This is a genomic window from Gardnerella sp. Marseille-Q9185 (assembly GCF_046508745.1).
In the GTDB taxonomy this organism is placed as follows: domain Bacteria; phylum Actinomycetota; class Actinomycetes; order Actinomycetales; family Bifidobacteriaceae; genus Bifidobacterium; species Bifidobacterium greenwoodii.
The window spans coordinates 663,244-680,340 of sequence record NZ_JBKFWK010000001.1 but is presented as its reverse complement, the minus strand read 5'-3'; the positions used below and the strand labels follow the sequence as shown (position 1 = coordinate 680,340).

Genomic DNA, 17,097 nt, shown 5'->3' with positions numbered 1-17,097 from the left:
TTAATCAACTGTAAAACAGCAACAAAAGCAGAAACAAAAAGGAATAAGTATGCAAGATTTGCAAAATTCATGGCGCGACGACACTTATTTGCTAGCGCGCAAACGTCAAGGAACTATCGGCATGTCTTTATGCGTATTCCTCGTAGTTTGGATTGCTGTTTCGTATATTCTTGGAGTTCTTTATTCGCAGTTTATGCCTAAGAGCATGCTAAGCGACTCTCTTAACACATTACTTGTGTCGGATATTTCGCAGTATTTAGTCGCTCTACCAATCGCAATGCTTATTATGCGCACTGTTCCTGCTGCAAAAACTCGACAATTCTCTATGAAATTTAGCCAATTTGGCGGCTTCTTTGCTGTGTGCATACCGATTATGTACATTGGTAATATAGTCGGCATTTTCCTAGCAACAGTTCTTAGCGGCGGAAAAGCAGAAAATCGCGTCTCAGACACTATTGCAGCGGGAAATATGTGGGAAACCCTCATATTTGTGGTAATTCTTGCGCCAATTGTAGAAGAATGGCTTTTTAGAAAACAGTTGCTTTCTCGTTTGCGCGTGTATGGAGAAAAGCGAGCTATTGTATTTTCCGCACTTGCTTTCGCGCTTTTCCACATGAACGTGTTCCAATTCTTCTACGCATTTGGACTTGGACTTGTTTTTGGATACATTTATATTCGCACGTCCAAGTTGAGCTACAGCATATTCCTTCATATGATTGTTAATTTCCAAGGAAGCATAATTGCCATGTGGTTGGAAAAGCAACTGGTTGATGCAAGCGGAAATATGATTGACGTAGAAAAGATGTCGCGTCAGGAATTAACTAGCCTACCAACCGGTTTTATTCTAGCTGGAATTTATGGGATGTTTATGATTGCCATGCTTATAGTAGGCGTGGTTTTGCTAGTTCGTCGCCGCAAGTATCTCGTATTCTTCGATGCTCCGCAAGAACTTCCAAATAAAGTTGGAAACAAAGCATTGTACGGAACTGTTGGAGTAATAGCGTTTTTGATTATTTCAATACTTCTTAATTTGCTAATGTTATTTGCGTAAAAGCGAATAAAAAATAATCGCATAAAAATAAAATATAAAATAAATCAACGAAGGAGGCGAAAGTTATGCAAAGCAATCAATCGACTAAAACTATTCGCGTAGGTCTACTTGGGGCTGGAACTGTTGGGTCTCAAACAGCGCGACTAATAGTTGAACAGTTTAATGAGCTTAAGAAGCGAACTGGTGCTGAGATTGAGCTCGCAGCAGTTGCGTGTTTACGCCCAGAGGAAGTTGATGCGCCTTGGATTAAGCGCGATTTGCTAACTACAGACACCGCCTCTTTATGTACTCGTGAAGACATTGATATTATAGTCGAGCTTATTGGCGGACTTGAGCCTGCGCATACTTTTGTAAAAAGCGCGCTGAGCCACGGAAAATCCGTTGTGACAGCTAACAAAGCGCTTCTTGCAAAGTTCGGTCCGGAATTATACGAGTGTGCAGAAAGTCACGGAGTTGACTTGTACTTTGAAGCGTCTGTTGCAGGAGCGATTCCTATTCTTCGCCCTCTTCGAGAGTCTCTTATTGGCGACGAAATTACGCAAATTTTTGGCATAGTAAACGGCACGACTAACTATATTCTTGACGAAATGACCGTGCGCGGACTTGATTTTGATTCGGCTTTGCGCGCAGCTCAAGAAAAAGGATACGCAGAAGCGGATCCAACAGGAGATGTTGAAGGATTCGACGCTGCAAATAAGGCTGCTATTCTTGCAACCCTTGCATTCCAAATGCCGGTAAGTATTGACGATGTTTCCGTTGAGGGAATTAGCGCGATTACGGCTGAAGATATTGCGGCTGCGAGTGCGGAAAAGCGCGTGATTAAGCTTCTTGCTGCAGTTGAGAGGCACGGCGGCGGCGATGGTGACGGCGAGCCAAACTCGGATGGAGGAGTAAGCGTTAGTGTGTATCCGGCGCTTGTTGGTGCGGAACATCCTTTGGCATCGGTTCACGGTAGTTTTAACGCTGTATTTGTTAAGGCTCAAGCTGCAGACGACTTAATGTTCTACGGACGCGGTGCCGGCGGCGCTCCAACTGCAAGCGCTGTTGTTGGAGATGTTGTTAGTGCGGCTCGAAATCTTGTGCGTGGATGCTCCGGTTTTGGCGTGCCAATGTACAACAAGTATGTGCCAGCTTCTAGTGAGCAGACTAGGGCAGATTTTGTGATTCGTTGCAATATGGAAGATACTTCTTTGGCTTTGCGCGGCGAAGTTATGGATGTTTTTGCAGGTCATGGTGTTGCGGCTGAGCGTTTGGCTTCGGCTTGCGAAGCGCAATACGCGCAATCTGAAGGTGATTCGGATTGCCCACAGTGCGGTCTTGGTGGGCCTGGCAGTATGCGTGTTCTTGTGCGCGAATGTTCGGAAGCTACTTTGCAATCTATTTGTAAGAATTTACAAGATTTGGATTTTGTGCTGGATAAGCCGCTTGCTTTGCGAATCATTAAGTAGACTGCTCGAACGGAAAAGGTGCGAAATGAAACCAGTGTGCAATAGCGTGTCAGTTAGAGTTCCAGCAACCAGCGCAAATCTTGGATCTGGCTTCGATACAGCAGGAATTGCGTTTGATTATGCGGATTCTTTAGTTTTTACTCTGGATGATAATCAGTCTAAAAATTCGCTTGATTCGCTTGATTATGCTGGAAACGTGCGCGTGATTATTCACGGAGAAGGCGAGGATACGCTTCCAAAAGATGAAACGCACTTAGTTGTATCAACTTTTCGCAAGGCTTGTAAAATTTTTGGGTTACCAAACTTACGGTTTACTTTAGAAGCGCATAATCAGATTCCGCAAGCGCGCGGTATGGGGTCTTCCGCAGAGGCGATTGTGGCTGCTGTTGCTGCTGCTTGGACTTTTGCGCACGAAGGCGAGCTTAATCGCGAAGCAATTTTTGAGATTGCGGCCTCAATTGAAGGACATCCAGATAACGTAGCTCCTGCGGTTTTTGGCGGTTTGACGATGAGCTGGAAGCTTGATGCTGGGGAAGGCAAAGGTTCTGTGCGCGTGGCTGGAGATTGCGAAGCTCCGCTTTCTACCGGTTTTCATACTGTACGATACAAAGTTTCGCAAGATATTTCTGTGTCGGTATTCGTTCCTAATTTTGAGCTTTCTACAGAGCTTGCTAGGCGCGCGCTTCCAGCAAAAGTACCGTATGGTGACGCAATATTTAACGTATCGCGCGCTGCAATTCTTCCGGTTGCATTTGGTGAGTTAAATAGCGATTCTGAAAATGAATTAGGTGCAGTAAAATCTAATATTTCGCGAAATGCGTTACTTTTTGCGGCGACTCAAGATGCTCTTCATCAACCGTATCGTGCAAATCTTATGAAGGATTCATGGAAGCTGGTGGAAGTGTTGCGCGAGCATGGTTTTGCGGCAGCAATTTCGGGAGCAGGATCGTGCGTTGCTGTATTTTATGCAGGAGATGCCGAGTATAAAAAGAGTGCTGCTCAAAAAATCGACGCAATTGCAAAGCCGTGGCTTTCGCGCGATGGCTGGCGCGTTTTGCACGTACCGGTTAACTCTACGGGCGTAGAAATAACTCGCGAATAGGCTGTGCGAAGGTATAAAAAGGAAGAGTAAAGTATGGCAGTTACGTTGATTTTGGCTTCAAAGTCGCCTGCGCGTAGAGCGGTTTTGGCGGCGGCCGGCGTGATCCCTGTGATTCACGAGAGTGAAGTGGATGAGCCGGCGGCTTTGCGCGATGCGGCTAGTGAGCGCGGAACAAACGTTGAAGAGTTGAGCGCTGAGCAACGCGTTTCGATTTTGGCGTGCGCGAAGGCTAAGGCTGTATATGAGTCATGGAAGCGTGTGGCAGATTCTGCTGCTTCGGCTAGTGGCGATTTGGTTGTGGGGTATCCGCTGGAAGCTGAAGCTGAAACTGCGGGATCTGAATCTTCTGAAATTGGTGAATCTTCTAGCAACGCTTTAGCAAGAGACTCTCAAGCAGACGTAACGCATAACGTAGATACCGCGCAAACTCGCGACTTTTCAGGCGTAACTGTTCCTACAAAAACTTTCGATATTCACGATTTTGCATATACAAATAAATCTTCTAATGATTGTAGCGGTGTACTGATTGTTGGCTGCGATTCCATGTTCCTGCTCGATGGAGAATGCTACGGAAAGCCGCACACGCCCGAAATTGCTTTTGAGCGAATAAAGAATATGAGTGGCAAAACAGGACAATTGTGGACTGGTCACTGCTTAATCGACGCAAAAACTGGCAAATTCTTGTGCAAAACAAGCCACGCAAGCGTAACTTTTTCGCAAATGAGCGACGCTGAAATTCGCGCGTACGTAGAAACTGGCGAGCCGCTGGAAGTTGCGGGATCCTTTACGCTAGAAGGATTCGGCGGAGCTTTTATTGAGGGGATTCAGGGAGATCCGCACGGAGTTCTTGGAATCAGCTTGCCTCTTCTTCGCAATATGGTTGCCGAGCTTGGATACGCGTGGCCAGATTTGTGGAATAAGAATACCTTGGAAGAAGTTGGTGCGAAGAACGATCCGACTTCCACAGAAGTTCCTAAAGAAAATGTGCATCAGCCGGGGGATGGCTGGGTGCAGTGCAATTGTGGGCGAAGGCACTGGGGTCATAACGGTGCTGCTGGAGTGCTGCTTGCTAGGCGAGATGAGGCGACCGGGCGCGTGACGCACGTTGTTATGCAGCATCGCGCGCTTTGGAGTGCGGAAGGCGGTACTTGGGGCATTCCGGGCGGAGCGATTTCCGACGGCGAAAGTGCAATTGAAGGCGCATTGCGCGAGTCGTTTGAAGAAGCGAATATTACTTCGGAAGATATTGATGTTGTTGGAGCTTACCGTGAAGATCACGGAAACTGGTGCTATACAACGGTTTTTGCGTTTGAAAAGCCGGGGCATAGTGTGAATCCTTGCGCGCACGACGACGAGAGTATGGAAATTAAGTGGGTGCCGATTGACGACGTGCCTAAGTTGAAGCTGCTTACGGCAATGCGCACTGATTGGCCGTCTTTCCGAGCGCGCCTTGATTCGCTTGCTACGCGACGACCTGCTTGAGCGCTGCGATTTAGTGCGCTGGCTATTCTTCGGACACTGGTGCAGTACGGTTTCTGCGTTAGTGTCTTATTTAGCTTGTTTTGAGACACTCGTGCAGATGAGTTACTGCGCGCATGTCCGAAGATTGGCATTATGGGACTTTCGTGCAGTACGCTTACTGCGTGAGTGTCTCATTTCGCCTGTTTTGGGACACTGCCGCAGTTGACGTTCTGCGTTATGGTCTCTGGTTGTTGATTATCGGACATTGGTGCAGATGGGTTACTGCGCGCGTGTCTATGGTTGGTTGTTTTGTGAAACATTTGCCGGAGATTTTCCGGCTTTTGTTTTCGCTCCGGCTGTTTTTGACCACATTTGCCGGGAATCTACCTGGCGTTTGTTTTCGCTTTAGCTACGTTTGACCACAAACGCCGTGTATTTTCCTGGGGTTTGTGGTCGTTTTTGCCTTGGATGACCACATTTGCCGGGAATTTATATAGCGTCTAAAGCAAACGCAAAATCACCCCAAAATAGCGGCGATTACTGCTATACAGATTGGGCTGGTAACTGTGGAAAACAGTATTCCGTCGCGAGCGAAACTTAAGCCAACGTTGTATCTAGCAGCATAATTGTAAACGTTTTGGCCTGTTGGAAGCGCAGCTAACACAACGCACGCGTACAAAGTCGCCCCGCGAAAACCCATCACAAAGTAAGCCAGCAAAAACGCAATAATTGGCATAATCAAATTCTTCAGCACTGCAACCGTTGCAATCGCAGCGCGATTTGAATTCTTCTGCAAAGGTCTACTTCCGTAAAGCGACATGCCGAAAGCCATCAAAATCATAGGAACCGCGGAATCGCCAATCATTTTAATAGGATCGTATAAAAAATTCGGCACAGGAAAATATCCGACTTTAGCTGAAATTGCAGAAATCACAATTCCGCCTAGAGACCCGATTAAAAGCGGCTGCTTTAAAGGCTGCTGAGCAATACGCTTAAGCGAGCATTTGCCAGTAGTTGTAATGTCTAAAACCGTCAAACCAACAGGAGTAAAAACAGCCTGTTGCATAACCAAAATCGGAGCTACGAGTGCAGGATTTCCCAAAATATAAGTGGCAACCGGCAAGCCGATATTATTTGAATTTAAATAAAGCGAGTTGAGCGCGCCAATTGTGCAGTCGGCTGCAGGAAGGTGGAAAAATATGCGGTTAAGCAGTACGAACGCAAGTCCAACAATCATTGCAGAAAAGAACGCAACAAAAATCGAAGAATGAAAAATCTCAAAAATAGGCTCTTTAGAAAGAATTGCGAACATTAAGCAAGGGCTGGAAACGAAGAAACTTACGCGATTTAGCACCATTTGAGCCTGAGATCCGCCAATGCGAAGGCGCGCGGTAATATAGCCGGCAAGAATCACAATGCCAATTACGCAAAAGCCTTGCATAGCGCTGATTAAGCCCATTTCCTGCCTCCAAAGGGTATCCAAAATAGTATCCCAAATAGTATTTCCAAATAGTAAGTAGCGCGCAAATATATTCGCACAAACCTCTGCTGCAACTATAGGAGCGATACGCAACTTTTGTGCGTGCGCAACAATTTGTATTAGTGCAGATAATAGCGCGCGCGTGGTTTTGCTGCTTTTGGCTTAAAAGTAACGTTGTAAATTTTAATATTCAGTAAATTGGATATTTGACTCGGCAATATGGCATACTAGAGAGCGGTGGCACTGCAAGCCGCCGGGCGATTGATGGCGTCGATCCCCTCGTGAGTGTTTTTCCGAGGCTGGCGTCCGCCGTCGCGCAATTAGACTTTGTAGAGAGCCTTGGGGTGGCTCGCGTGCGTGCGTGTTCATCTTAAAGCCAGGGATGCGAGGCGATTGCAGCGTTTCGTGAGGAGCATAGTGCCCAGAATAATAAGAGAACGCTTCAATGAATCTGAAGCTGAAAATAGTATAACTGTGTCTAAAAATCCGGTTGCGGCTAAAGACGCTAAAGACGCTAAAAATGTTAAAGATGCTAAAGATGTGTCGTTTGTTGGCGCTTCTTCTGCAGGTGTAGCTGCTACTTCTGCCGCTTCTGCTACTTCTGCTGCTGGAGTTGTGCGTCGTCGCCGAGGCCGTCGCGTGACGCGTGGTGCTGGTGCAGCCGGCGAAGCGATGGAATTAAAGGTAGAAGAGTCGAGCACGAAGATTTTTAATAGCGGCGTTGATAGCGGCGTTGATAGCGGCGATAATAATCGCAACAATGCCAGCACTAATGCCAGCGCTAATAGTCGAGATAATAGTCGCACTAATAGTCGAGATAATCGCGCTGCTGGTCGCGCTAATAACGTTAAAAGTCGCGCAGAAAGCCATGTTGACAGCAACGTCGACAGTCATGCTGACAGTCACACTGAAAGCCACACGTCATCTCGCCCTATTACTTCTTTGCTGTTCCAAGAGCCTGTTTTGCCTGCTCATGTTAATAGTGAGGAAAGCGAGCGTTTGCGCGAAGATTCCAGGGATGATTCTCGCGCAGATTCTCGTTCGTCTTCTCGTTCGTCTTCTCGCGCGGATTTGCGTCATGATTCGCGCGCAAATTCTCGTGAGGATGCACGTTCTGATTCTCAATCGGATTTTGAAGACGAATCTGAAAACAGTGCGAATGAGCGTCAAAACCGTCGCAATAATCGTAATCGCAATGAATCTTCTCAAAAAAGCCAACGTTCTCGCCGCTCGCGTCGTCTGAATGCGGTTGAGCGTCGAGCTGCTGCCGAAGTCGAGCAAATTGAAGAGGATCTTGCGTACGACGATATTGTTTATGCGCCTATTGATACTCAAATCGATGAAACTCTTGATGTTAGCGATATTTTAGATAGCGACGATCGCAACGATGGCAGCGATAGCAGTGATCGCAACGACCGCAGTGATCGCAACGACCGCAGAAACAGAGGAAATCTTCGCAATCGAAGGAATCGCAGCAATAGCGATGACCGCAGCGACCGCAGTGACAATCGAGATGATAATCAAGACAATAATGATGACAGTCAAGATTATGGTCAAGATGACAATCAAGATACTGGCTTGCGTCGTCGCCGTCGTCTTCGCGACTCGTCAAGCAGCATTCTTGATGAAGATGACGATGAGGGAATGATAACGCGTCGTCGTCGCCGTCGTCGTTCTTCGCGCGAAAATATTGACGAAGTATCTCAGGAAGATCGCGATTTAATACCGGATCCAGAAGAACTTCGCGCTCAAGACGAAGAAGAAACGCTTTACACGCGTCGCCGTCGTCGTCGCCGCTCTAAGTCTTCGGATGATTCCGCAGCTTCGTCGCAATCGCAGTCTTCGCAGTCGTCATTGTCTTCTTCGGATGATTCTTTTGCTTCTTCTCGCTTAAGTGCCGACGATTTATCTTCTAGGCGCTCTCGCAAGCAGCAGTATATTGACGAAATCACGGATATTGAGGGCTCTACTAGACTTGAAGCAAAGCGTCAGCGCCGCCGTGACAATCGCCGTGAGCGCGCGCGTCAAAACTTAATTATGGAGCAGGATTTCCTTGCTCGTCGCGAAAATGTTGATCGTTTGATGGTGGTTCGCGAGCGCGATCGTCACACGCAAATTTCCGTTATTGAAGACAATATTCTTGTGGAGCACTACGTTTCCGATATTCAAGAAGTTGCAACCGTTGGCAATATTTATCTTGGTCGCATTCAAAACGTGCTTCCAAGCATGGAAGCTGCGTTTGTGGATATTGGTCAGGCTCGAAATGGCGTGCTTTATGCTGGCGAAGTCAACTGGGATATGACGCGTTTGGAAGGTCAGCCTCGCAGAATTGAGCTTGCTTTTAAGTCCGGAGATCCTGTGCTTGTGCAGGTTACTAAGGATCCGATTGGCCACAAGGGTGCGCGACTAACTTCGCAAGTAACTCTTGCTGGTCGTTTCCTTGTGCTTGTTCCTTCTGGCGGAATGACGGGCGTAAGCCGCAAGCTTTCGGATCGTGAGCGCTCGCGTTTGCGCGCTATTGTTTCTAAGATTGCTCCAAAAGATATGGGCATTATTATTCGTACTGCCGCTGAGGGTGCAAGCGAAGAGGCAATTCAGAAGGATCTTGAATCGCTTGTTAAGCAGTGGGATCGCATTGAAGCAAAGCGTGAGGAGTATTTGCACGGCAAGCGTCCTAAGCTGCTTCAAGGTGAGCCGGATGTGGCTATTCGTGTTGTTCGAGATATTTTCAACGATGACTTCCAGAAGCTTATTGTTGAAGGCGAGGGCGTGCACCAGCGCATTAACGAATATCTTGAAATGATGGCACCTGATTTGTTGAGCAAGGTTGAGTATTGGGATCCTGCTGAGCATGAGGGCAAAGATATTTTCGACAAGTGGCAGATTGATAGCCAGCTTCGAAAGGGCATGGAGCGTCAGGTTTACTTGCAGTCGGGTGGCTCGATTGTTATTGATCGAACTGAAGCTATGACTACTATTGACGTTAATACTGGTCGTTTTATTGGACGCGGTAAGTCTTTGGAAGAAACGGTTACGCGCTGTAATTTGGAAGCTTCCGAAGAAATTGCGCGACAGTTGCGCTTGCGCGATATTGGCGGCATGGTAATGATTGATTACGTCGACATGGTTATGCCAGCCAACCGTGATTTGGTGTTGCGAAGACTGCTTGAGTGCTTGGCGCGAGATAGAACTAAGCATCAGGTTGCTGAAGTTACTTCTCTTGGTCTTGTGCAAATGACGCGTAAGCGTGTTGGACAGGGCTTGGTTGAAGCTTTCTCGGAGGAATGCCCAACGTGCAAGGGTCGTGGATTTATTTTGCACGATGAGCCGACGGTTTCTTCGGAATATGCCGATCCTTACGCGCTTAAGGGTGGCGATCCGTTTGTGAAAACGAACAAGTATGGTCATGGAACTTCTACGGTTGCTCCAGAGCCGCAAAAGCAGCAGGGTTCTAGCGCTGAAGTGCGTGCTAAGCTTGCGCGTATTGCTGCAGCGTCCGCAATTAGTGAATCTATAGAATCTGCTGGAAATGCTGGGAATGTGGAAAGTGCGGAGTCTGCAGAAAGTGCGGAAGCTACTGAGCCTGTGGAATCTATTGAACGTGTGGAATCTAACGGACCTGCGGAATCTACTGAACGTGTGGAATCTGCAGAATCTGTGGAACACGTAGAATCTACCGAATCTACTGAATCTACTGAACCTGCAAAAACTGAAGAATATACTGAATATACAGAATATAGAGAGCCTACGGAGTATTAATAATCTTAAGGATAATCTATTAAGTATATGCCTTGAGTACAATATTGACTATTGTCTGCATTGCCCTTATGAAACTAACCACTTGACGTTAGTACATGGGTGGGTGTATTTTTGATAGTCGGTGTCTTGCCGCGCGCATTTTGCTGTGCGCAAGACAGAAGTAAGCTTTCAATTGAGCTAAGGAACGAATTATGTACGCGATTGTGAAGGCCGGTGGCCATCAAGAGAAGGTCGAGGTTGGCGACGCCATTCTCGTGAACCGTCTCGATGCGAAGAAGGGCGATACCGTGGAATTCCCGGTCGCGCTCGTTGTTGACGGTGCTAAGGTGACCTTAAGCGCCAAGGATCTTGCTAAGATCACGGTGAAGGCAGAAGTCTTGAACGACGAAGCCAAGGGTCCAAAGATTAGCATTATGAAGTTTAAGAACAAGACTGGTGTGGCTCGTCGCAAGGGTCATCGCCAGAAGTTGACTCTCGTCAAGATCACGGCCATCGCCTGATTGACGGTGTTATAAACCTGAAAGGACAGTGAGATGGCACATAAGAAGGGTGCGTCTAGCTCGCGCAACGGTCGCGACTCGCAAGCGCAATATCTTGGTGTGAAGAAGTTCGGCGGTGAAGCTGTTGTGGCTGGCAACATTATTGTTCGTCAGCGCGGCACTAAGTTCCACGCCGGTCAGAATGTTGCTTTGGGCAAGGATCACACGCTGTACGCTTTGACAGACGGCAATGTGAAGTTCGGCATTCGTCGCGACCGCAAGGTTGTTGACGTTGTTACCGCCTGAGTGACAGATTAGTCTTCGAGCCGCACCCAATTCGGTGCGGCTTTTTTGTTCTTGATTTGTTTCCGCGAATTTAAGTGTTTAGCTTCGAGTAAGGTAGCAGTATGAGTGATTTTGTAGATCGCGTAACAGTGCACGTGAAGGGTGGCGACGGCGGCAATGGTTCCGCCGGAGTCCGTCGCGAAAAGTACAAGCCATTGGCAGGTCCAAACGGCGGCAATGGTGGCGACGGCGGTTCAGTTATTTTTGTAGCAGACCGCAATGCAAACAGCTTACTCGACTATCGTTTTATGCCTCATCGCACAGCAGAGAATGGCACGATGGGCTTGGGTGACACTAAAGACGGTTCAAAAGGCGCGGATTTGGTGCTTCCTGTGCCTGTTGGAACTGTTGTTTTCACAGCCAAAGGCGCAGCTGGAGCCGCGAAGCGCCCGGGTGAAGTTTTGGCGGATTTGCGTCATGTTGGAGACAAATTCGTTGTAGCTCAAGGCGGTGCCGGCGGTCTTGGCAACGCAGCTTTGGCAAATAAAGTACGACGTGCTCCAGGTTTTGCTCTTTTGGGCGAGCCGGGCGAAGAGCGCGACGTAATTTTGGAACTCAAATCCATTGCAGACGTAGCTTTAGTCGGCTTCCCATCTGCAGGAAAATCAAGCTTAGTTGCATCAATTAGCGCAGCTAAACCAAAAATTGCAGACTATCCGTTTACTACTTTGGTGCCAAATCTTGGCGTAGTAAGTTTCGGAAACTATCGTTACACAATTGCGGACGTGCCAGGTTTAATCCCGGGAGCTTCTGAAGGTAAAGGCTTAGGTCTTGAGTTTTTGCGTCATATTGAGCGTACGGAAATTATTGCGCACGTAATTGATTGCGCTACTTTAGAGCCAAATCGCGATCCAATTAGCGACTATAACGCTCTTGAACATGAGCTTTCGCAATACGCTAACAAACTTGAGCTTCCGTTGGGCGCAATCCCAATTCCGGAACGTCCGCGAATTATTATTCTTAACAAAGTCGATGTTCCTGAAGCTAAGGAATTGGCTGATTTTGTGCGCGGCGAGTTTGAGAAAATGGGATTGACTGTATTTGAGATTTCTACAGCATCTCACGAAGGCTTGAAAGAGCTTGGTTTTGCGCTTGGTCGACTGGTTGAAGAGATGCGTGAGAAGCTCGCTGCCGAGGAAGCGGCTCGCGAAGAAGAGCGCGTTGTTATTCAGCCTCTTGAGCAGCCGGCTTCGACTTTGCGCAGGCGTCGCGATGATGGTCGCGGAAACAGTTCGGACTTTGAAATTAAGCGCGAAGAAGACAGAAATGGTGATTTTTGGTTCACTGTAACCGGTACCAAGCCGGAGCGCTGGGTTGTACAAACGAATTTTGACAACGACGAAGCAGTAGGCTACTTGGCAGATCGTTTGGCAAAGCTCGGTGTTGAAGACGAGTTGCGCAAGAAGGGCGCGCGTCCGGGAGATGAAATTCGCATTGGTAGCGGCAAGCACATGGTTTGCTTCGACTGGGATCCAAGCATTGCAGCCGGTGCGGAAGGATTGGACGGAGCTAATTTGGGTGCGCGTGGCAAGGATTTGCGACTCGAAGCGAACGATCCTCGCGGAGCAAGACGCACGAATGCAGAGCGTAGACGAGATTATCACAGCATGATGGACGCTAAATCTGCGGTTCGAGAAGCGATGATGGCTGAGCGAAAGTCGGGACATTGGGCGGATCCTTCTGTGGACGACGATCGTCATGACGAAAATAGCTTATTTGGGCGCGGTGAAGAACAGGAAAACTAGCGGAATCAAGGGGGAATTTTATGAGTAATCCGGAAATTGAACTTACCGAAGACGGGGTTCGGTGTTCAATCCGCGAGGCGCGCACAATTGTTGTAAAAGTAGGCTCAAGCTCTCTTACGGACGCATCTGGGCGGCTGGATGTGCAAAAGTTGCGTGCTCTTGTTTCTGCAATTAGTCACGCGCAAATGCAAGGTGCTCGAATTGTTCTTGTGTCTTCTGGTGCGATTGCCGCGGGCTTTGGACTACTTGGTTTTGCGGAGCGTCCAAAAGATGTGCCAACTCAGCAGGCCACGGCTTCGGTTGGTCAAGGCTTGCTTATGGCACAATATGAAGCAGCATTTTCGCAATTTGGTTTCAGAGTAGGGCAGATGTTACTGACGGCAGACGTTACTATTTCGCCATCTCGCTACCGTAACGCGCAGCGCACAATGACGCGTTTGCTGGAACTTGGCGTAATCCCAATCGTAAACGAAAACGATGCGCTTTCTAGCAACGAAATTCGCTTCGGCGACAACGATAGACTCGCAGCTATTGTGGCAAATATTGTGCGTGCAGAAGCGCTTGTGCTGCTTACAGATGTGGATTCGCTTTATACTGCGCCGCCTAGCGAGCCTGGTGCAAAACGAGTGAGCTTTGTGCCGGATGTGACGCGCGCTTTAGAAGAAGTGAAGGTTGGTGCAAGTGTTTCGGGAGTAGGCACTGGGGGTATGGTGACGAAGCTGGAGGCCGCGCATGTGGCGGCAGTTTCAGGTATTCCAACCGTGCTTACTTGTGCTGGAAACGCAGGGCCGGCCCTTGCTGGAGATGTTGTTGGAACTGCGTTTGCTCCGGTTCATACGCGCGATTCTGCTAGGCGACTTTGGATTGGGTTTGCGTCACATCCTCACGGAACGCTGGTGGTTGATGAGGGTGCTGCTAAGGCTGTGCGCGGCGGACGTGCGAGCCTTCTTGCGGCTGGTATTGTGCGTGTTTGCGGAGAGTTTTCGGCAACGGATCCGGTGTGGATTGACGACGAGCAGGGAAATCACTTGGCGAAAGGTTTAGTGGCTTTTGATGCTGAGGAGATTCCGGAGATTATGGGGCGCACAAGCGACGAGCTTGAGGAGTCGCTTGGCAGGCAGTATGCGCATCCGGTGGTGCATCGCGACAATCTTGTGCTTGTGTAATTAACTGCAGCTCCAAACGTGCGCAACTTGTCCCGCGTTTGGAGGGTTGTGGCGTGGTTTTTGCTCCAAATGTGCGCAGCTTTTCTCGCGTTTGGAGCGTTTGTGTTGCTTTGACGCTCCAAACGCGGGGAATTTCCGGCAAATTTACCGTTTCGCGGCTTGCGGTTACACTAGAAACCATGGCAGAGAATATGGTAGATACTTCCGCACAAGAAGATTGGCGCGTATTAAGCGAGCGCATAAACCGGGTAGCACCAAGCGCAACGCTTGCAGTCGACGGCAAAGCAAAAGCTATGAAAGCTTCCGGCGTTGACGTAGTAAGTTTCGGCGCAGGCGAGCCGGATTTTCCTACTCCTTCTTATATTGTCGAAGCTGCAGCTGCGGCTTGCAAAGACCCTCGAAACTACCGATACACCGCTACTGCCGGTCTGCCGGAGCTTAGAGAAGCAATCGCCCGTAAAGTTAAGCGCGATTCTGGCTACGAAGTCTCACCGAATCAAGTCGTAGTAACAAACGGCGGAAAGCAAGCCGTTTACGAAGCTTGCCAAATCCTTCTAAATGATGGCGACGAAGTTATTATTCCAGCCCCATATTGGACTAGCTATCCGGAGGCCGTGAAGCTTGCGGGCGGCGTTCCTGTGCCGGTTTTGGCAGGCGCAGAACGCGGTTTTGAGCCAGATATTGATGCGCTTGAAGCCGCTCGCACTCCACGCACTCGCGCAATTATTGTAAATTCGCCTTCGAATCCTACGGGCGCTATTTGGAGCGCACAAACTATTCGCGCAATCGGCCAGTGGGCTGTAAAGCACCATATTTGGGTTCTTTCCGACGAAATTTACGAGCATCTTCATTACGACGGAATTTCAACTTCTTACATTGGTGTTGAGGTTCCGGAAGTTAGAAATCAGCTGCTGATTTTAAACGGTGTTGCTAAAACTTACGCAATGCCAGGCTGGCGAGTTGGTTGGATGGTTGCGCCTGCGGATGTTGCAAAAGCTGCTGTAAAGCTGCAAAGTCACATGACTTCTAACGTTTCTAATATTTCGCAACGAGCCGCAATTGCTGCAGTTGGCGGATCTTTAGACGTGGTTAGCACAATGCGCGAGTCTTTTGACGCTCGTCGCAAAGCAATTGTGGAAGCGCTGAATAATATTGACGGCGTTACTTGTCCGCTTCCTCACGGCGCTTTTTACGCTTTTGCTAACGTTGAGGCGCTTCTTGAGCGTCCTCTTGGCGAGCATCGCGAAGTTCCGCATACTTCTTCGCGATTTGCGGAAATGTTGCTTGATGAAGCGCATGTTGCTGCTGTTCCAGGAGAGGCTTTTGGCGCTCCAGGTTATTTGCGATTTTCTTGCGCGCTCGCAGACGATCAGCTTGCAGAAGGTATGCGTCGCATGAAAAAGTGGGTTGAATCTCAACTTTAGTGGGTTGTGGCTTAGCTTTATACGACACTCGCTAAATGCTATTAATCGCGAAATCATGCCCATGAGATAACATAGCTATCTGGCGGTTTTGCTATGTCGCACCTTTTGGGGTATGATAAGCAAGTTCACCATAGGGATGTGGCGCAATTGGTAGCGCAACGGTCTCCAAAACCGTAGGTTGTGGGTTCGAGTCCCGCCGTCCCTGCCAGTTTTTTAGTTCACAAATTCTACACGAAGGAATAAGGCATGGCACAGGCACGCAGCACTAATAAAGCAGTAAAGCCGAACTTGTTCATGCGCATTGGCATGTTCGTCAAGCAAACTATCGATGAAACGCGCAAGGTTGTTGCTCCTCATGGCAAAGAGTTGTTCGCTTGGTCTATAGCTGTGTTCATATTCGTTGTATTCTTAATGGCTTTCGTAACCTGCATGGATCTTGGCTTAGGCAAGTTCGTAATGTGGTTGTTCGGCTGAGTTGAAATTTTGAAGGTGTATAAAATATGACTGATGAGTTCAATCCCGAAGAAGCAGAAGCTGTAGAAGTTGCAGATGCTGTAGAAGATGTTGAAGCCGTAGATGCAGCTCCAGTTGACGATGCTGATGATGCCGCTGCCGCTGAAGCCGCTGTTGCATCTCTTGATGCAGATAACACTGAAGCTGAAGCTGGCGCAACTGATTCCGAATCAACTGAAGACGATCCAACTGATGCCGGCGCAATTGCTGTAGCTGAGTTTTCTAAGAAGCTGCGCACTTTGGAAGGCAAGTGGTATGTGCTTCACACTTACTCTGGCTATGAGAAGCGCGTAAAAACTAACGTTGAATCTCGTGTGCAGAACTTTGGTTTGGAAGATAAGATTTTCCAGATTGAAGTTCCAATGGAAGAAGTTGAGAAGCATACGGAAAAGGGTAAGAAAGTTATTACCCGCGTGCGTGTGCCAGGTTATGTGCTGATTCGCATGTGGCCGGATGAAAACGCTCGTCGCATTGTGCGCGAAACTGAGGGCGTGACTGGTTTCGTTGGACCTTCTAGAGAGCCAGCTCCATTGAGCCGCAAGGAAGTTGTGGCAATGATGGCTCCTATGATTGCTTCCGAAGCTTTGAAGAATGCTGGAGATAAGCCTGCAGCTGCACGTAAGCGCAAGGTTGAAGTTGCTTACAAGGTTGGCGATCAGGTTACTGTTACAGACGGTCCATTCTCTACTATGGCTGCTGTGGTTTCGGACGTGGAGCCTACAACTCAGAAGCTTACAGTGTTGGTTTCCATCTTTGGTCGTGAAACTCCTGTGGAGCTTGGTTTCAACCAGGTTGAGCCGATTGTTTGAGCTGAAATCCTGAGCAGAAGTCTTAAGCCGAAATCTTAAGTTTTTATAGCTTTCACAAACCGGGGCGCGTTAATTTGCGCTCCGGTTTTGTTTATTTACTGAGCCATGGCATATTTTGTGAATATTTATAGGTAGCCTCATATTAAGCATGTATGTGAAAATATGTTGCTGCTAAATTGTTAAGAATTGCAGCTGTCGTAATGCAGCGTGTCGCGAAGATGTGGCATAATAGGAAGGCTTGTGACTGGAGGAGTAATCCGCTAGCACAGCACAGCAATACAAGATGCGGGAGGATGCTGCAAAACGGCTTTATAT

Annotated in this window: 13 protein-coding genes and 1 tRNA gene; 13 read left to right on the top strand and 1 reads right to left on the bottom strand. The window is 48.3% G+C overall.

Features of this window, described 5'->3' with window-relative positions:
* The first annotated feature begins 49 nt into the window (after positions 1 to 49).
* The 4 genes from ACLD5M_RS02550 (at position 50) to ACLD5M_RS02535 (ending at position 5,083) form a co-directional block, all read left to right on the top strand.
* Positions 50 to 1,051: a CPBP family intramembrane glutamic endopeptidase gene (locus ACLD5M_RS02550; protein ID WP_410314531.1), complete on the top strand. Its 1,002-nt coding sequence runs from the start codon at positions 50 to 52 to the stop codon at positions 1,049 to 1,051.
* Between the two features lie 65 nt (positions 1,052 to 1,116).
* Positions 1,117 to 2,499, top strand: coding sequence for a homoserine dehydrogenase (locus tag ACLD5M_RS02545; RefSeq protein WP_410314530.1), 1,383 nt, complete (start codon positions 1,117 to 1,119; stop codon positions 2,497 to 2,499).
* 25 nt (positions 2,500 to 2,524) lie between these two features.
* Entirely contained in the window at positions 2,525 to 3,601 is a 1,077-nt protein-coding gene (gene thrB, locus ACLD5M_RS02540) for a homoserine kinase (RefSeq protein ID WP_410314529.1), read from the top strand.
* Between the two features lie 33 nt (positions 3,602 to 3,634).
* Positions 3,635 to 5,083 (top strand): Maf family nucleotide pyrophosphatase, encoded by a 1,449-nt coding sequence (locus ACLD5M_RS02535; RefSeq protein ID WP_410313590.1) that lies wholly within the window; start codon positions 3,635 to 3,637, stop codon positions 5,081 to 5,083.
* A 496-nt stretch (positions 5,084 to 5,579) separates the two neighbouring features.
* Here the strand turns inward: ACLD5M_RS02535 and ACLD5M_RS02530 are convergent, their stop codons facing one another.
* Positions 5,580 to 6,521, bottom strand: a complete 942-nt coding sequence (locus tag ACLD5M_RS02530; protein WP_102694508.1) for an AEC family transporter — start codon at positions 6,519 to 6,521, stop codon at positions 5,580 to 5,582.
* Between the two features lie 438 nt (positions 6,522 to 6,959).
* On the opposite strand from ACLD5M_RS02530, the gene ACLD5M_RS02525 reads away from it, so the two are divergent.
* The 9 genes from ACLD5M_RS02525 to nusG all read left to right on the top strand — a co-directional run bounded on the left by ACLD5M_RS02525 (position 6,960) and on the right by nusG (position 16,782).
* A complete protein-coding gene (locus ACLD5M_RS02525; RefSeq protein ID WP_410314528.1) occupies positions 6,960 to 10,301 on the top strand; it encodes an Rne/Rng family ribonuclease in 3,342 nt (1,113 codons plus the stop codon).
* 191 nt (positions 10,302 to 10,492) lie between these two features.
* Positions 10,493 to 10,801 carry a 50S ribosomal protein L21 gene (gene rplU / locus ACLD5M_RS02520; protein ID WP_004129104.1) on the top strand — a complete coding sequence of 103 codons (309 nt, stop codon included), beginning with the start codon at positions 10,493 to 10,495 and terminating at the stop codon, positions 10,799 to 10,801.
* Positions 10,802 to 10,834: 33 nt separating this feature from the next.
* The gene (rpmA, locus tag ACLD5M_RS02515; protein WP_004133764.1) at positions 10,835 to 11,086 is read left to right on the top strand and encodes a 50S ribosomal protein L27; all 252 of its coding nucleotides are present in this window, start codon (positions 10,835 to 10,837) and stop codon (positions 11,084 to 11,086) included.
* A gap of 101 nt (positions 11,087 to 11,187) precedes the next feature.
* Positions 11,188 to 12,870, top strand: coding sequence for a GTPase ObgE (obgE, locus tag ACLD5M_RS02510; protein WP_410314527.1), 1,683 nt, complete (start codon positions 11,188 to 11,190; stop codon positions 12,868 to 12,870).
* 20 nt (positions 12,871 to 12,890) lie between these two features.
* A complete protein-coding gene (gene proB, locus ACLD5M_RS02505) occupies positions 12,891 to 14,036 on the top strand; it encodes a glutamate 5-kinase (RefSeq protein ID WP_004135592.1) in 1,146 nt (381 codons plus the stop codon).
* Between the two features lie 179 nt (positions 14,037 to 14,215).
* Positions 14,216 to 15,460 carry a pyridoxal phosphate-dependent aminotransferase gene (locus ACLD5M_RS02500; RefSeq protein WP_410314526.1) on the top strand — a complete coding sequence of 415 codons (1,245 nt, stop codon included), beginning with the start codon at positions 14,216 to 14,218 and terminating at the stop codon, positions 15,458 to 15,460.
* Between the two features lie 132 nt (positions 15,461 to 15,592).
* Positions 15,593 to 15,668, top strand: a tRNA-Trp gene (locus tag ACLD5M_RS02495).
* A gap of 38 nt (positions 15,669 to 15,706) precedes the next feature.
* Positions 15,707 to 15,934: a preprotein translocase subunit SecE gene (gene secE, locus ACLD5M_RS02490; protein ID WP_004135588.1), complete on the top strand. Its 228-nt coding sequence runs from the start codon at positions 15,707 to 15,709 to the stop codon at positions 15,932 to 15,934.
* Between the two features lie 26 nt (positions 15,935 to 15,960).
* Entirely contained in the window at positions 15,961 to 16,782 is an 822-nt protein-coding gene (gene nusG, locus ACLD5M_RS02485; RefSeq protein WP_410314525.1) for a transcription termination/antitermination protein NusG, read from the top strand.
* Positions 16,783 to 17,097: the final 315 nt, after the last annotated feature.

Excerpts from the sequence above, each read along its gene's own strand:
- ACLD5M_RS02550 (WP_410314531.1), top strand. The coding sequence starts at position 50 with ATGCAAGATTTGCAAAATTCATGGCGCGACGACACTTATTTGCTAGCG.
- ACLD5M_RS02545 (WP_410314530.1), top strand. The coding sequence starts at position 1,117 with ATGCAAAGCAATCAATCGACTAAAACTATTCGCGTAGGTCTACTTGGG.
- thrB (WP_410314529.1), top strand. The coding sequence starts at position 2,525 with ATGAAACCAGTGTGCAATAGCGTGTCAGTTAGAGTTCCAGCAACCAGC.
- ACLD5M_RS02535 (WP_410313590.1), top strand. The coding sequence starts at position 3,635 with ATGGCAGTTACGTTGATTTTGGCTTCAAAGTCGCCTGCGCGTAGAGCG.
- ACLD5M_RS02530 (WP_102694508.1), bottom strand. The coding sequence starts at position 6,521 with ATGGGCTTAATCAGCGCTATGCAAGGCTTTTGCGTAATTGGCATTGTG.
- rplU (WP_004129104.1), top strand. The coding sequence starts at position 10,493 with ATGTACGCGATTGTGAAGGCCGGTGGCCATCAAGAGAAGGTCGAGGTT.
- rpmA (WP_004133764.1), top strand. The coding sequence starts at position 10,835 with ATGGCACATAAGAAGGGTGCGTCTAGCTCGCGCAACGGTCGCGACTCG.
- obgE (WP_410314527.1), top strand. The coding sequence starts at position 11,188 with ATGAGTGATTTTGTAGATCGCGTAACAGTGCACGTGAAGGGTGGCGAC.
- proB (WP_004135592.1), top strand. The coding sequence starts at position 12,891 with ATGAGTAATCCGGAAATTGAACTTACCGAAGACGGGGTTCGGTGTTCA.
- ACLD5M_RS02500 (WP_410314526.1), top strand. The coding sequence starts at position 14,216 with ATGGCAGAGAATATGGTAGATACTTCCGCACAAGAAGATTGGCGCGTA.
- secE (WP_004135588.1), top strand. The coding sequence starts at position 15,707 with ATGGCACAGGCACGCAGCACTAATAAAGCAGTAAAGCCGAACTTGTTC.
- nusG (WP_410314525.1), top strand. The coding sequence starts at position 15,961 with ATGACTGATGAGTTCAATCCCGAAGAAGCAGAAGCTGTAGAAGTTGCA.